Here is a 15,886-nt window from a genome sequence, read left to right on the forward strand (position 1 = left end):
TTTGAATTTTTGATTTTGTCACGGGATGACTAAACTAGAAGATGTACCAGTCAAGGGGTGACTGATTTACAAGATGCCTATTAGTCACCCTTTGACTTTATTTTGTCAACTTTAATATTTTCATTAACTTAAATCAATATGTTAAAACAAATTAGAAATGGAATTCGAAAAAGACTACCTCTTCCATGTTTACAACCAAGGTAACAATCGACAAAAAATCTTCTTCAATCGCGATAATTACCTTCTTTTTCTCAAGAAAATACACAATCACGTCTCTCCTTTTGCAGACATTATTGCATGGTGTTTAATGCCTAATCATTTTCATTTAATGATATCTATTCACAAGCTGAATATCGCCTGTCTTGAATTAAACAACGAAACAGCTTCATCCCTTCAACTCTCTAAAAAATATCGCAGCTTAAACGATTCTATTGCAATAATGCTTCGGTCCTATACACGAGCCGTCAATAAAGCTGAAAACCGAAGCGGTTCTTTATTTCGAATGTCTACAAAAGCAAATTGTCTTGATAAAATTGATGAAGTATCCGCAGCTTGGTTCATAAGCAATGGAATTACTCAAATTGATACATCTCCTAAAAATTATCCGAAGATTTGCTTTGATTACATACATCAAAATCCTGTTAAAGCTGGTATTGTAACTAAGAGCATTGATTGGGAATTTTCATCTGCACGAGATTATGCTTCCCTTAGAAATGGAAAGCTAGTAGACAAGAGTAAGGCAAAAGAATTAGGATTACTGGATTACCAGTCAAAGGGTGACTAATTTACAAGATACCTATTAGTCACCCTTTGTCTTTAGATACAAAATTGCAGCCCACCATTTACTTACCAGTCAAGGGGTGACTAATTTGCAAGATGCTTATTAGTCACCCTTTGACTTTTTGATTTTGTCACGGGATGGCTAATCTAAAAGATATAAATACCAGTCAAGGGGTGACTGATTTGCAAGATGCCTATTAGTCACCCTTTGACTAAAAAAAAGACCTGCCAGAATCATTCCAGGCAGGTCTTTCAAATTTAGTTAGTGGTTACCCCAAAATTACTTTTCCAATCGCTCGGTAAGCTTTTTGATGATTTGTTTAGCATCCCCCACGATACCCAAATCTGCTACCTGGAAAATTGGAGCATCCTTATCTTTGTTTACTGCGATAATCAAATCTGATTCTTCCATACCTGCAACGTGCTGAATGGCTCCGGAAATACCAAAAGCGAAATACAAGTCAGGACGTACAGTTTTACCTGTTTGACCTACCTGACGCTCGTGTCCGATATAACCAGCATCAACCATTGCACGAGAAGCAGAAACTTCTGCTTCCAATGTCTGAGCCAATCCGTCCATTGCTTTGAAACCTTCTTCGTTTCCGATACCACGACCACCTGAAACCAAAATTCTTGCTTCAGTAATGTCGATCAAATCGGTATCTTCTTTTACAGTTTCCAACAACTTCACTTTGAACTTTGCAGTGTTGAATTTCACTTCGTAGTTCACAACTTCACCTGTACGGTTTTCGTCTGCATCCATTGCGAACAATACACCCGGACGAACAGTACCCATTTGTGGACGGTGGTTCTTACAAACGATAGTTGCCATTAGGTTACCACCGAAAGCAGGACGAGTCATTAACAACTCCTTGTTTGCACCTACCTCAATTTTAGTACAGTCAGCAGTCAATCCAGTTTCAACACGAGCTGAAACACGAGGACCTAAGTCACGACCCAAAGTAGTCGCTCCGATCAACATCGATTCTGGTTTTCTGTCTTCAATAATCTGGCAAATTGCCTGTGTATATGGTTCTGTTGTGTATTTAGCCAATTCAGGAGCATCCACAACAATTACCTCATCGGCACCACGAGCAATTAAGCTCTGAGCCTGATCAGCAATATTGTGTCCCAATAACATTGCATACACTTTGTCGTTCAACTCATCAGCTAATTTTCTAGCCTGTCCTAACAACTCTAAAGCTACGTTTTGAATTACGCCTTCGCGCTGCTCAATAAATACGTATATACCTTTATATTCCTCTAAGTTCATTTCAATTACGAATTTGTAATTACGAATGAATAATTACGAATTACGAACATTTACAATTCATAACTCCTAATTGGTAATTCGTAATTGTTTCTAGTTTAGAATGAATTTCTCTTTTAATTTCTTGATGATGATTCCTACTGCCTCATCAGTCTCTACCTCGTACAATTCACCTGCTGGTTTCAAACCACGTGCAAATGCTTTGTGTACACTTGTTGGAGAACCTTTCAAACCAAGGTTTTTCTCATCAACTTCAATTTCGTTGAATCCCCAAACCTCAACTTCTTTCTGGTAAGCATCAACAATACCACCAACGTTCATGTAACGTGGGTTGTTAGCCGATGAAAGAACAGTTACCACACAAGGAGCTTCCACCTCTAGCATTTGGTATCCTTCTTCGATATGACGCTTCATGGTGAAAGTCTTGTCACCGTCGAATTTCAAATCTTCCAAATATGATACCTGAGGTAAATCAAGGTGCTCGGCAATCTGAGGACCTACCTGTGCAGTATCACCATCAATCGCCTGACGGCCTGTGATCAATAGATCAAAATCGATCTTTCTTAATGCACCAGCCAATGCGTGAGAAGTAGCCAAAGTATCTGCTCCGGCAAATTTTCTATCTGTTAAGTGGATCGCACGATCAACTCCCATAGCATAAGCCTCACGAAGAATCAAATCAGCCTGAGGAGGTCCCATGGTAATTACTGTTACGTGAGCTCCTTTTTCATCTTTCAATTGAAGTGCCATTTCCAAACCACTCTTATCATCCGGGTTCATGATACTTGGCACACCGTCACGGATCAAAGTACCCGTTTTTGGATCTATTTTAATTTCGGTAGTATCCGGTACCTGCTTAATACAGACAACTATTTTCATTTCTTTTATTATTTACGTAATAATAGCCTTAATTACTTCAGCATATTCGCTGAAATTACCATTCTCTGAACTTCTGAAGTTCCTTCGTAGATCTCAGTGATCTTCGCATCACGCATCATACGCTCAACAGGATATTCTCTTGTATATCCGTATCCACCGTGAAGCTGAACTGCTTTATTGGTAACTTCCATTGCTGTTTCAGCAGCGTAAAGTTTACACATTGCAGCATCAACTGAGTAAGGAACTTTTTGATCCTTCTTGTTGGCAGCTTTGCGAACCAACATACGAGAAGCTTCAGTTTTGGTATTCATGTCTGCCAACTGGAACTGAGTGTTCTGGAAACCAGAAATTGGACGACCGAACTGCTTTCTTTCCTTTACGTAGCGAACAGTTTCGTTGATGGCTCCTTGTGCAATACCCAATGCCTGTGCAGCGATACCAATACGACCACCATCCAAAGTTTTCATTGCAATACCGAATCCTTTGTTCAATTTTCCTAACATGTTCTCTTTTGGAAGAACTACGTTTTCAAAAATCAACTCACAAGTTGCAGATCCACGGATACCCATTTTCTTCTCTTTCTTACCGATTGAGAAACCTGGAGTTCCTTTTTCAATGATAAAAGCAGTAATACCACGAGTACCTTTCGACTTGTCAGTCATTGCGAAAATTACATAAACATGAGCATACTCAGCATTGGTAATAAAAATTTTACTACCATTAATGATATAGTTGTCTCCCTCTTCAACAGCAGTAGTTTGCTGACCTGCAGCATCGGTACCAGCGTTAGGCTCTGTTAAACCAAAAGCACCAATCCACTCACCTGAAGCCAATTTTGGAAGGTATTTTTGTTTTTGTGCTTCTGTACCATTCTCCATAATTGGAGCCGCACACAATGAAGTATGAGCTGATACAATTACACCAGTGGTAGCACAAACAGCTGATAATTCTTCAACAGCCATAGAGTACATTACATTGTTACCACCAGCTCCACCATATTGCTTAGGAATTGGAATCCCCATAATTCCAATTTTTGCCATTTTCTCTACAGTTTCGATAGGAAAACGTTCCTGCTCATCCACCTCAGCAGCTAAAGGCTTTACCTCTCTCTCAGCAAAATCTTTAATCATTTGCTGAAACAACACTTGTTCTTTTGTTAAGCTAAAATCCATATTTTTTATTAGATGTTAGTAGGTTTTATGCAATTCTCCCCTATTCTCACCTCAAAAATGCCCTTAAACAGGGCATTTGAGATAAGATATTTTTTTACTGCGCTTTACCTACTCAGTACTAATTACACGTTTTTCAAAATTAATGCGGTACCCATACCACCACCGATACAAAGTGAAGCCAAACCGTACTCTTTACCAGTACGCTTCATTTCGTGAATCAAACTTACAGTGATACGTGTTCCTGAAGCACCAATTGGGTGACCCAAAGCGATAGCACCACCGTTCACATTACATCTTTCTTTGAAGAAATCCATGTCAACTTTGTGATCTTCGCACAATTGTTTCACAACCCCTAATGACTGAGCAGCAAAAGCTTCGTTTAATTCAAGAACTTCCATTTGTTCAAGAGTCATATCAGCTTTCTTCAATACATTAGCAACGGCAGGAACTGGTCCCATACCCATAATTGCAGGATCAACACCACCTTGACCAGTAGCTACGATTTCTGCCAATGGAGTTAAGCCATGCTCTTTAACTGCCTCTTCTGATGCAACCAATACGAAAGCAGCACCATCGTTAATACCCGATGCATTACCAGCAGTTACGGTACCATCTTTCTTAAATGCAGGACGTAAACCACCTAGCTTTTCTTCGTTGGTTCTTCTGTTGATGAATTCATCAGCGTCAAATACAATTGTTTCTCTGCGAGATTTGATCTCAACAGGAACAATTTCATTTTTGAAGTTTCCTGCATCCTGTGCTGCAGCTGCTTTTTGCTGAGAAGCAAAAGCAAAAGCATCTTGCTCTTCGCGAGTCAAGTTATATTTATCAGCAATATTTTCTGCTGTAATACCCATGTGATATCCTTCGAAAGCATCAGTTAAACCATCAAAAACCATGTGGTCAACCGCTTTCAAATCCATCATTTTGTGTCCGCCACGAACTTGTCCAGGCATCACAAAACCAGAACCAGACATAGATTCTGTACCACCGGCAAGAATCATGTTAGCTTCACCTGCCTTAATATTTGCATAAGCCAAGTTGATGGTTTTCATACCAGAACCACAAATCATGTTGATTCCGTAAGCAGGAACTTCTTGAGGAATTCCCCCTTTGATAGAAGCCTGACGAGCAATTCCCTGACCTTGACCAGCCATAAGGATATTACCTATCACAACTTCATCTAATTTTGCTGGATCAATTTTAGTTTCCTCAACAATATTTTTAATTACTGTAGCAGCTAAATCAGCAGCTTTTACAGGAGTTAATGTTCCTAAAAATTTTCCTATTGCAGTACGTTTTGCTGCAACAATATATACTTTGCTCATATCTTTAGTTTTTACGCATTTCAATTAAATCTTCAGCAATAATCAATTTTGCATCAGTAGCTTCCTGAATTTGCTCCAATGTAAATAAAGGGTTGTATTCCTTAAGTACGATACCTTCAGGTACAACTTCCATTACTCCCATTTCAGTAATAATCATATTAACCTGACCGGCAGCTGTTAAAGGAAGATTACACTCTTTCAAGATTTTGTGTCTTCCCTTAGCGGTGTGCTCCATTGCAAGAATCACACGCTTAGCACCCACAATTAGGTCCATAGCACCACCCATTCCAGGTGTTAACCTTCCAGGAATGATCCAGTTTGCAAGATTACCTTGCTCGTCAACCTGAAGAGCACCTAAAATTGTTACATCAACATGACCACCTCTAATGATTCCAAAAGAAACAGAGCTATCGAAGCTACTAGCTCCTTCTTTGCAAGTAATGTATCCACCACCAGCATTTACAAAATCAGGATTTTCTTCTCCCTCAGCAGGAGCAGCACCCATGCCAAGCATTCCGTTTTCCGATTGTAAAGTCACGTTAACATCTGCCGAAACATAGTTAGGGATTATTGTAGGCAAACCAATTCCCAGATTTACCACATCACCGTCGTTTAATTCGAGAGCAGCTCTTTTAGCAATTACCTCTCTGATTTCTTTTTTATCCATGTTTTATTAGTTATTGGTCAGTTTGACGATATACTATCCATTCAATCTTCTGCTTAATTCCTGAGCAGCATAAGATGCCACATCATCAGCATATTTGTTCATTCCGAAACCTGCATCGTAACCAAGTTCTTTTGCAAGTTCGTGTGAGATACGCGGACCTCCGCAAATCAAGATTACTTTTTCACGTAATCCTTCTGCTTCTAAAAGCTCCACAAGTTCAGTCAGGTTTTTGATATGAACATCCTTTTGAGTAACTGTTTGCGATACCAAAAGAACATCAGCTTCCATCTCGATTGCTTTGGCGATGAACTCTTCGTTTGGCACCTGGCTACCCATATTTAAGGCTTCCATCATTTCATATCTTTCCAAGCCATAATGACCTGCAAAACCTTTCATATTCATAATTGCGTCGATTCCTACTGTGTGTGCATCAGTACCAGTACTTGCACCAACCACGCGAATCGGACGTCCGATATTTTCTTTTACAAACTCATCAGTTTCATGCATATCCATAGTAGTCGATTCTACTTTTGGAACATGAATTCCTGTGAAATCTACTGTATGTGTACAGTTTCCGTAGCAGTTAAAGAAAGTAAAACCTTCCATTAACTCCTGAACCATTACAACCTGAGGATTCTCGAAACCCATTTTTTTCATCATCTGCTTTGCAGCTTCAATGGCTTCTTCACCTTTTTTTACAGGAAGCGTAAAACTTACCTGAGTCTTACCATCGTTCATGGTATCACCGTAAGGCTTAATTTTGGTAAGATCTAAGGTTTTATCAAAATCGTTGGAATCAGTTGAATAAAGACCTCCACTCATTTCTTTGTCTCCTATATTTAAGTAGTATCAAATTTGACATTTGACACTTTGTACTTACTAATTAATTTATTTTTTATGCAAAATCTCAATAAATGGATTGAAGTAGTTGCTTCCTTTTTCAACAACTCCATCTAAACCTTTACCACCATCTTTCGGACGCTTGATATCAGCAAAAATTCCTTTTTCCAATGCGGTAAATAATCCTTCTTTCTCGATCTTTTCAACCAATTCAGTTGCATCATCAAGAACTTTAGCAGCTCTCTGACGGATGATACCACCTTCTTTGAATTCCATTTCGTCACCAATACTCTTCATGTTACTAAAGATGTACTTGGCATTTTCGATTGAAAGATATCTGTCAGACATGAAAGGAGTGTGAATTGCTTCGGTTAACATACCAAGCAACTGAATTCCTTGTCCTGTCCAAATTGAAATCTGATTGAATAATGCGTCCTGAACATTTCCTTTGAAAATGTTACCAGTCATAAATTTTGTAGGAGGCATGTATTTAAGAGGTGCTTTCGGGAAGATTTCTCTAATCATTTGTGCTTGAGCTAGCTCGTATAGGAAACCATTTTCCAGGTCAGGAGTCATCTCGAATGCGTGTCCCAATCCCATTTGTTCTTCAGGTAAACCAGCTACCAATGCCAACTGTTCGTTGATAAAATCAGAAGCCAAAACTGTATGAGCCTCATCGAAAGCATCAGCAGTAGTTAAGTAGTTGTCCTCACCAGTATTGATGATTACACCTGCAAAACCGTTCAATAGTCTTGAGAAGTACTGGTCAACAATGGTACGCTGCATGTTAATATCACGGAAAAGGATACCGTACAATGCATCGTTCAACATTACGTCCAAACCTTCCAATGCACCCATTGCAGCTATCTCAGGCATACACAAACCAGAGCAGTAGTTACACAAACGGATGTAACGACCTTCTTCCTCGCCTACTTTATCCAAAGCAGTACGCATGATACGGAAGTTCTCCTGTGTAGCAACAGTACCACCAAAGCCTTCGGTAGTTGCACCATAAGGAACATAGTCAAGCAACGACTGACCTGTAGTACGAATTACAGCGATGATATCAGCACCCTGACGAGCAGCTGCCTCAGCCTGAACCACATCTTCGTAAATGTTACCAGTTGCAACAATTACATATAGGTATGGTTTTGGACCTTCACCAATTGTATCAAGATAGTTGTCTCTTTTTGCTTTACGCTCTCTAATTTTATTGATGTTCTCATCAACAAATGGTTGAATTGCATTCTGAATTTCTTCCATAGAACGAATCGGAAGAGTTGTAATTTCCAATTCTCCTTCAGCAATTTTCTCAGCAATTTGCTGTGGGTTCATTCCGGTTTCAAGAATGGCATTACCAATGAAGAACATTACACCTTCACTCAATACACCCTTGTCTTTAATAGCATCAACTACCACATTTGGAAGTGGTACCTCGTTGCCATCAACTCCGTCGATTCCCAACAAGCGACACAAAGTACGCTCAACTGCAACAGTTGAGTAGTTGTCTACGAATTTCTGAACATCGTCTGCAATTCGCTTCGACACCTCTTTGGCGTGTCCAACTTTTTCAAAGTCAAGACCTAGTTTACTCCTTTGCATTTCTTTCTAATTATGAATTAAGAATTATGAATTATAAATTAAAATCACTCGTGTAATTCATCATTTATAATTAATAACTTCTAATTTGTTCTTACTAGCTTTCATATTCAATTGGTTTTGAGCTTTTTCAACAATCTCCTTATTGATTCCCAATAAAGAAGCAATTCTTAAAGCTTCATGAGGCACTTCCCCTGTATTGTCCTCTACCAAAGAATAATCCATATAACTGTTTATATTGTTTTTGGTGATTCTCTGATCCCCAAAATCCTTATCCAGACCTTTAACACGTAACTTTCTGAAATAAGGATTCAATCCACTATAGTGCGTTGTAATCACACTTCGTGTATTGTTCTGATAAAAGATATCTGCAACCGCATTTACAATTGCCAAACCTTCTACCGGGTTTGTAGTTCTTGCCAATTCATCAACCAACACCAATACATTTTCATGCGATTGAGAAACCTCAACCATTTGGTTTACATTCATCATTTCTGATGCAAAAGATGACAAACCATTTAATTCAGACTGATCATCTCCTACCGAAAGCATGATACGATTTACCAAACTAACTTTGGCTTGAGAGGCTGGCACAAAAAAACCAAACTGACACAGGTACTGACAAAGAGCCAATGTTTTCAACACCACTGTTTTGCCTGCCATATTCGCACCTGTAATCAAACAAACCGATTTTTGAAGTTCAATATCAATTGCTTGATATTGTTTCTTTTGTTTTAGAAGCTCATCCTTAATCATAGGATGAAACATTCCATTGTATATTGTACTTTCCTTAAGCAATTCTGGTCGATTAAAACACAGTTGAATGGCTTGTTTTGCTTTTGCGATTAACAAATCGAAATGTGCCAACTGATTCAAGGCAGTTCTCAAATCACCGGCAAACACTCTTATTTTATCACAAAGTTCTTCTCTTACTCTAGATTCTATTTCCTGAGCCTTATCAAAAAGCTCCTCGAGCTTTGCTTCCGAATCGCCATTTTCTGATTTGGCAATCCTTAAGTTCTTTCTAGCCTCGGCAAGCTCTTCCGAATAATCATCGTAGATATAAAAAGATGGAATCCCGGATTTTTGAGGATCAAGAACATCAACCAAACCAGACAAGTTTGGCAGGCCAATCACCTCTTGCTTTAAATCTTTTTGCAGATTGAGTATAGCATGACAATGAAATGCAAAAGATTTGATTTCGAACAATTCAATATCATCCAGAATCAAATTTGCATCAAGGTTTCCAACTGTTCCTTTAATATCTCTTAAGTGAGAAAGTTTGCTTTGAATATCAGCAATTAGCTTTGGATCAGATTCGATTGATTGAATTACTTTATCAATCAAGTCATACTCGATGTTCAATTCAGTTTCATTGTACAGCATTTCAGAATCCAACAGGAATCTCTTTCCCATTGGCGATTGCAAATCCAACTCTTCAGCCAGGTATTGTAATCCTTTTATCTCTGATATTGCTTTACGAAACTGCATTTTCAATTCTTTTTACATCGAAAACCGGCACTTGCAATTTTGTTTCCAAAGCAAGTTTAAGTTCATCTGAATTTAATCTGTAACCATCTGGCGATACCGGATTAATGGTAATGGCCACAAGGTTAGTTTTATCAAGTACCTGAATTCTACCTCCTTTTTTCACAAAGGCATAGTAGGTTTCAGGCTTTGCAAAGACTCTTGTAAAGTCTCTGATAATTAATCTAATTTGATTTACCTGTTTTTGATTCTTCAGAAAATCAAGAAACTGATCGGTTACTGCTCCACTCACAAAAAAGTCGGTTCCAAACTGAAACAGTTTGTCCTTTTCTTTTTTAATCATTAAAACAGATGAAATGCCAGTTTCCTTAACTTCTCCTGATTCATCCAATGCCCAAATTCCATTTTCAATTCCTCTAAATTTTGGTTTCAATTCAGGATTGATCTCAGCCATCTGAATTAAATCATACACATATTGTGTTTTGAAAACCAATTGAGGAATATTTGCCGACAAAGCTGCTCCTGTAGCCAAAATCATGGCTTCGGTAACTGCAGGTGAACCTAAACTTTTTCGAGACAGCGCACCATCTACAATGGTAAGGTCAACACCCTTTTCTTTTAAATCAGCAATCAACCTGATAATTTCTGCATTGTTAGCAGGTCCTGATAACATCACTTTTCCTGAATGAATTGTTTTAGCAGTTACCAACCTTCCCAAACTAGTGGTCTGATTCGAAACATCAATTACTTCAGAAAACAACCTGCGCTTTGCATAGTGTGTTTCCGAAGTAACGAATATCATTCCTTCGTTAAGCTCAATTTCAGGTTTATGTGTTTGTGTGACTTGATCCCGATTTTCACCGTCAATACCAATGGAAGTAAGTGCAATTTGTTTACGGCTGCCTCTTAATCGAGACAGCACGTAATTTAAACACTCGGTTTTCCCGGTATTCTTTTCAAGTCCAACAATCGAAAGACTTTTATATTTTTCTATGTCCTTAAGAAAGGGCATCTTCCTTTTTATTTCTTTCTTTTCTTGCCAAATGATCTGGTTCGATAGACAGTTTCTCGCCATGTAACAATGAAGCAACACCTTCGCGATGATCATCCATTGCACACTCAGGACAAGTACATTTGTCTTCGTAATGAGTAGGCTCAGTATAAGTTGTGATTACCCCTTCGAAGTTTCTCAACACCACTTTACCCGGGCTTTGTGAAACTACATATTGAGGCATTACCGGAGTTTTACCACCTCCACCTGGAGCATCAACAACGAAAGTTGGCACAGCAAAACCAGAAGTATGACCACGAAGGTTCTCGATAATCTCAATCCCTTTTGATACCGGAGTTCTGAAATGCTCTAATCCCATAGAAAGGTCACACTGATAGATATAGTATGGACGAATTCTGTTCTTTACCAGGTTATGCATCAACTTCTTCATAACGTGAACACAATCGTTGATCCCTTTCAACAATACTGATTGGTTACCCAATGGTACACCAGCATTAGCCAAACGTGCAACTGCTTCTTCCGCTTCAGGAGTAATTTCGTCTGAGTGATTGAAGTGAGTATTCAACCAAACTGGATGATACTTCTTCAACATATTCACAAGGTTATCAGTAATACGCTGTGGCAATACAACAGGAGTACGGCTACCAATACGAATAATTTCAACATGAGGAATATCTCTCAAACGGCTAATGATATACTCTAATTTATCATCGCTGATCAATAAAGCATCACCACCAGAAAGGACAACATCACGAACTTGTGGAGTATTTGCAATGTATTCAATTGCTTTCTCGATATTATCTTGTGGAGTTGAAGCATCTGACTGACCTGCAAAACGACGACGAGTACAGTGACGACAATACATCGAACACATATCCGTAATCAAGAACAACACACGATCCGGATAACGGTGAGTCAATCCAGGAACTGGTGAGTCCTCATCCTCATGCAATGGATCCAATAGATCAGCATCTGCCTTATGAACCTCTGCTGCAGTAGGAATCGCTTGCTTACGAACAGGACAATTTGGATTTTCAGGATCAATCAAAGTCAAATAGTATGGTGTAATTGCCATACGCAAAGTTGCCAATGATTTCTTAACTCCTTCTTCTTCTTCCTCTGTAAGGTGAACATATTTCTTTAGTTGCTCTAAAGTTTCAATACGGTTTCTCACCTGCCATTTCCAATCGTTCCACTGAATGTCGGTTACCTCTGGAAATAATTCTTTTCTTCTACTGTTGTTAGCCATTACACGTATAATTTTTCGAACAACTCTCTAATTCCTTCTGATTTTCTAATAATATCTAAAGTTAGGTCGGCATGCCCAATTGCATATCCATTACCTACAATCATGTCAACATCTTTACCAACACCTTCAGCTCCCAGAGCAGCCTTAGTAAATGATGTAGCCATTGAGAAGAAGTAAACACACCCTCTGTCTTTAGTGATCAAGATTGATGACATCTCGGTTGAAGCAACATTCACGTTGTTAATTACAACATCACATCCTTCTTCACCAGCAATTTCAGTAACTCTTGTATAAACATCCATTACATCAGTTGCATCACCAACAAGTACTTCATGAGCCAATCCAAGATCCTTAATACGCTTTGCATTCTCTTCAGAATACTCTACAACGATAACTTTTCCTTTAGGACCAACTTTTTCCATAGCCTGGTAGCAGCAAAGCACACCCGATTTACCACCACCACCGATGATACAAACCGTGTCGCCTTCCTTAACCAAACGATCAACCTGAGCAGGAGCACCGGCAACATCTAAAGCTGCCAAAGCTAATTTTTCAGGAATATCAGTTGGAAGAACTGCATACAAACCACTCTCGAATAAAATTGCTTCTGCATCAACATCAACCTGGTCGTTAGAAACATTAATATTCTTGATTTTATTAATTTTTAAAGGAGTTAATGATAGAGAAACCAAAGTTGCAATCTTATCACCAACCTTTAAATTCTGATTTGGGAAATTAGGGCCAACCTCTTTGATGGTACCAATCAACATTCCACCAGAACCTGTAACAGGATTTTGCATTTTACCTCTCTCGCCAACAATAGAAAGAATCATTTCTTCCATTTTAGCGGTATCAGCATCGCAAGCACCTTTGATCTGAGTAAAACTTGCAGAATCAATATTCAAAGTCTGAACATCAATCAACAATTCATTGTCGTAAATCGACATTGTGTTATCCAACTTTTGAGCTGGCTGTGGAAGAGTACCTTTTGGTTCAAGTACTCTGTGAGTTCCGTATTTATTTCCTTTGTTCATTTTATATGCTATTGGCTTTTAGCTTTTAGCTATTAGCTTTTTACTTTTGTTTCAATCCTAAAATCTCTCTTGCCTCAGCTGGATTAGCAATTTCGCGACCTAATTCCTTAGCCAAACGAACCACTTTCTCAACCAATTGACCATTTGATTCTGCAACTTGACCTTTAGCAATCATTGTATTGTCTTCGAATCCTACACGAACGTGACCACCATCGATGATAGCAGCAACAGCCAATGGGAATTCAAAACGTCCAATTCCTGCAACAGTATATGTAGCATCCGCAGGGATACTTTCACGCAAGAAAACAAAATCACGAAGTGTACCGGAAATACCTCCATTTACACCCATAACAAAATCAAAATGCATTGGCGACTGAATGAATCCCTTCTTGTGTAAACGAAGTGCCATATCAATCATTGATTTATCGAACACTTCCAACTCAGGCTTAATGCCTCTTTCGATCATCTTTTCACCGAAGTATTTGATTGTATTTTCGGTATTTTCGAAAATCTCATCTCCTCCAAAATTCAATGTACCGCAATCTAGAGTTGCCATTTCCGGATTTAACTCTGTTGGTTGCAATCTTTCATCGTTGCTCATTCCAACAGCTCCACCAGTTGATGGCTGAATGATTACATCCGGATATTTAGCATGAATTGCATCCATAACCGCTTTAAAGCGATCCTTATTTTGAGTAGGCGTACCATCATCTTCACGAACATGAAGGTGAATAATACTTGCACCAGCTTCGTAAGCCAAACCAGCTTCACGAACACATTCTTCAATAGTATAAGGCACATTAGGATTGTGCTCTTTGGTAACTTCAGCGCCGCAAATAGCAGCCGTGATGATCAATTTTTCCATGGCAATATATTATTTACGTTGACAATCTTTAGGAGTAACACATGTTCCTGTAGCACGACATACTACTACTGGTTCTTCAAGAAAATCTGCTGCCGATTCAGAGATATCAGTTCTAGGAACGATCACCTTGCGAGCTTCGAAAGTCATTTTACGACTTGAATTTCCTTCTTTAATGATTTCACCAACTGCTTCGATGTAATCACCAGCATATACAGGAGCTAAAAACTCTACATTTTCGTAACCTGCGAATAATCCTTCGTCACCATCACGACGGATTAATAACTCTGTTGCTACATCACCAAATAACTGAAGCATTTTTGCTCCATCAACAAGATTTCCACCATAATGTGCGTCATGAGAACTCATACGCATTCTAATCATTGCCTTTTCCATTTGTCTATATTAGTTTAGTTGTTGTTAACGATATAATCCACAAAAATTGAAGGAGTTCTCACCTGCTCAGGGCTAATTTCTCCAACTTCAACCATTTTTTCTGCCTCTGCAATTACCAGGTCAGCTGCCGTAGCCATCAACGGATTAAAGTTTTGAGTTGTTCCTTTGTAAATCAAGTTTCCTTGCTTATCACTAATGCTTGCACCAATCAATGCGATATCAGCACGTAAAGGTTTCTCAAGCAAATACTCCTTGCCATCTACGATTACAACTTCTTTTCCTTCAGCTATAATGGTACCTAAACCAGTTGGTGTAAGCACACCTCCCAGGCCAGCTCCACCTGAACGAACACGTTCTGCAAGCGTTCCTTGAGGGCTAAACTCAACCTCAATATCACCATTATTCATCTGCTCGATAGTTGCAGGATTGGTACCAATATGAGAAGTGATTACCTTCTTCACTTGCTTATTAGCAATCAATTTACCAAGACCTTTATCTGCAAAAGCAGTATCATTACATATGATAGTTAAATTTTTAACACCAGCCTCTACCAGCTGATCAACCATATTATTTGCAGTTCCTACCGACATAAAGCCTCCAATCATAAGAGTCATTTCGTCTTTTACTTTCGATACTGCTTCGTTAATTGAGATTATCTTGTTCATCGAAATAATTTTTTGGAAGATTTCCTCAAATCCCTAATGTTTTAAGGAAAATCAGAAATCACATTGATTAATTCAATGACAAAGATAACGGAATATTCATTTCTTGAAAACGATTGCAAATCTTCATATTAAGACTGATTCTAAACGGAAAAATCAAGAAACATCGCTTGCTTAAAACCATTCTAAACAAGATCAAAAACGAACGATTTTTCGTTAAAAAACTCAATTCTCTTGTTATATTTTTAACTATTAATCTATAATTATAACAACTAATCATAGGTATTCGAAAAAATTAACTGCTGTAAAACATGTAATGCAAAATCATTCTAAGCCTATGTTATAGAGCAGGAAGCATCAAAACAGGAAAATCAGACTCATTTTTCAAAATCTGATCGAACACTCCACTGTTGCTCTCAGTGTTTCTCCATGCTTCTTTTTATTAACCACAGAGAGCACAGAGAACACAGAGATGGTTCTATTTTATTAACCACAGAGAGCACAGAGATACACAGAGATGATTCTATTTTTAAATGGTAAGCTATTCAAGTAGGGAACAACTAAAAAATGCACAAATCACTAATCCTTCCTGCTTCTTTTAACCACAGAGAGCACAGAGATACACAGGGATGATTCTATTTTTAAATG

The 15,886-nt window shown here is 38.5% G+C and carries 15 protein-coding genes; 1 reads left to right on the forward strand and 14 read right to left on the reverse strand.

Translation table 11 applies throughout. The features are described from left to right. Positions 1–157: 157 nt before the first annotated feature. A complete protein-coding gene (locus NQ163_RS20000) occupies positions 158–784 on the forward strand; it encodes a transposase (protein ID WP_268192089.1) in 627 nt (208 codons plus the stop codon). 276 nt (positions 785–1,060) lie between these two features. Here NQ163_RS20000 and NQ163_RS20005 read toward each other — a convergent pair whose 3' ends face one another. From NQ163_RS20005 to NQ163_RS20070, 14 genes are all read right to left on the reverse strand, one after another. Then, complete coding sequence (locus NQ163_RS20005; protein WP_268192090.1) at positions 1,061–2,053, reverse strand: electron transfer flavoprotein subunit alpha/FixB family protein; 993 nt, start codon at positions 2,051–2,053, stop codon at positions 1,061–1,063. Positions 2,054–2,143: 90 nt separating this feature from the next. Continuing rightward, positions 2,144–2,929, reverse strand: a complete 786-nt coding sequence (locus NQ163_RS20010; RefSeq protein WP_120241718.1) for an electron transfer flavoprotein subunit beta/FixA family protein — start codon at positions 2,927–2,929, stop codon at positions 2,144–2,146. A gap of 32 nt (positions 2,930–2,961) precedes the next feature. Further along, a complete protein-coding gene (locus tag NQ163_RS20015; protein ID WP_120241719.1) occupies positions 2,962–4,101 on the reverse strand; it encodes an acyl-CoA dehydrogenase in 1,140 nt (379 codons plus the stop codon). A gap of 122 nt (positions 4,102–4,223) precedes the next feature. Next, the gene (locus tag NQ163_RS20020; RefSeq protein WP_268192091.1) at positions 4,224–5,429 is read right to left on the reverse strand and encodes an acetyl-CoA C-acetyltransferase; all 1,206 of its coding nucleotides are present in this window, start codon (positions 5,427–5,429) and stop codon (positions 4,224–4,226) included. Positions 5,430–5,433: 4 nt separating this feature from the next. Further along, positions 5,434–6,096 (reverse strand): 3-oxoacid CoA-transferase subunit B, encoded by a 663-nt coding sequence (locus NQ163_RS20025; RefSeq protein WP_268192092.1) that lies wholly within the window; start codon positions 6,094–6,096, stop codon positions 5,434–5,436. Between the two features lie 33 nt (positions 6,097–6,129). Next, positions 6,130–6,918 carry an OAM dimerization domain-containing protein gene (locus NQ163_RS20030; protein ID WP_268192093.1) on the reverse strand — a complete coding sequence of 263 codons (789 nt, stop codon included), beginning with the start codon at positions 6,916–6,918 and terminating at the stop codon, positions 6,130–6,132. 66 nt (positions 6,919–6,984) lie between these two features. Next, positions 6,985–8,538 carry a lysine 5,6-aminomutase subunit alpha gene (locus tag NQ163_RS20035; RefSeq protein WP_268192094.1) on the reverse strand — a complete coding sequence of 518 codons (1,554 nt, stop codon included), beginning with the start codon at positions 8,536–8,538 and terminating at the stop codon, positions 6,985–6,987. A 60-nt stretch (positions 8,539–8,598) separates the two neighbouring features. After that, the gene (locus NQ163_RS20040; protein WP_268192095.1) at positions 8,599–10,026 is read right to left on the reverse strand and encodes a MutS-related protein; all 1,428 of its coding nucleotides are present in this window, start codon (positions 10,024–10,026) and stop codon (positions 8,599–8,601) included. Further along, positions 10,013–11,035 (reverse strand): hypothetical protein, encoded by a 1,023-nt coding sequence (locus tag NQ163_RS20045; protein WP_268192096.1) that lies wholly within the window; start codon positions 11,033–11,035, stop codon positions 10,013–10,015. Before NQ163_RS20045 ends, NQ163_RS20040 begins: the two co-directional genes overlap by 14 nt. Further along, on the reverse strand, positions 11,022–12,284 hold the full coding sequence (gene ablA / locus NQ163_RS20050; RefSeq protein WP_268192097.1) for a lysine 2,3-aminomutase: 1,263 nt from the start codon (positions 12,282–12,284) through the stop codon (positions 11,022–11,024). The genes NQ163_RS20045 and ablA overlap by 14 nt, the downstream gene beginning before the upstream one ends. After that, a complete protein-coding gene (locus NQ163_RS20055) occupies positions 12,284–13,318 on the reverse strand; it encodes a zinc-binding dehydrogenase (RefSeq protein ID WP_268192098.1) in 1,035 nt (344 codons plus the stop codon). The genes ablA and NQ163_RS20055 overlap by 1 nt, the downstream gene beginning before the upstream one ends. Before the next feature lie 40 nt (positions 13,319–13,358). After that, positions 13,359–14,183: a 3-keto-5-aminohexanoate cleavage protein gene (locus NQ163_RS20060; protein WP_268192099.1), complete on the reverse strand. Its 825-nt coding sequence runs from the start codon at positions 14,181–14,183 to the stop codon at positions 13,359–13,361. 9 nt (positions 14,184–14,192) lie between these two features. Then, positions 14,193–14,576 (reverse strand): hotdog domain-containing protein, encoded by a 384-nt coding sequence (locus tag NQ163_RS20065; protein WP_268192100.1) that lies wholly within the window; start codon positions 14,574–14,576, stop codon positions 14,193–14,195. A gap of 14 nt (positions 14,577–14,590) precedes the next feature. Further along, positions 14,591–15,241, reverse strand: coding sequence for a CoA transferase subunit A (locus tag NQ163_RS20070; protein WP_268192101.1), 651 nt, complete (start codon positions 15,239–15,241; stop codon positions 14,591–14,593). Positions 15,242–15,886: the final 645 nt, after the last annotated feature.

Source organism: Marinifilum sp. D737 (assembly GCF_026672275.1).
Taxonomy (GTDB): Bacteria; Bacteroidota; Bacteroidia; order Bacteroidales; family Marinifilaceae; genus Marinifilum.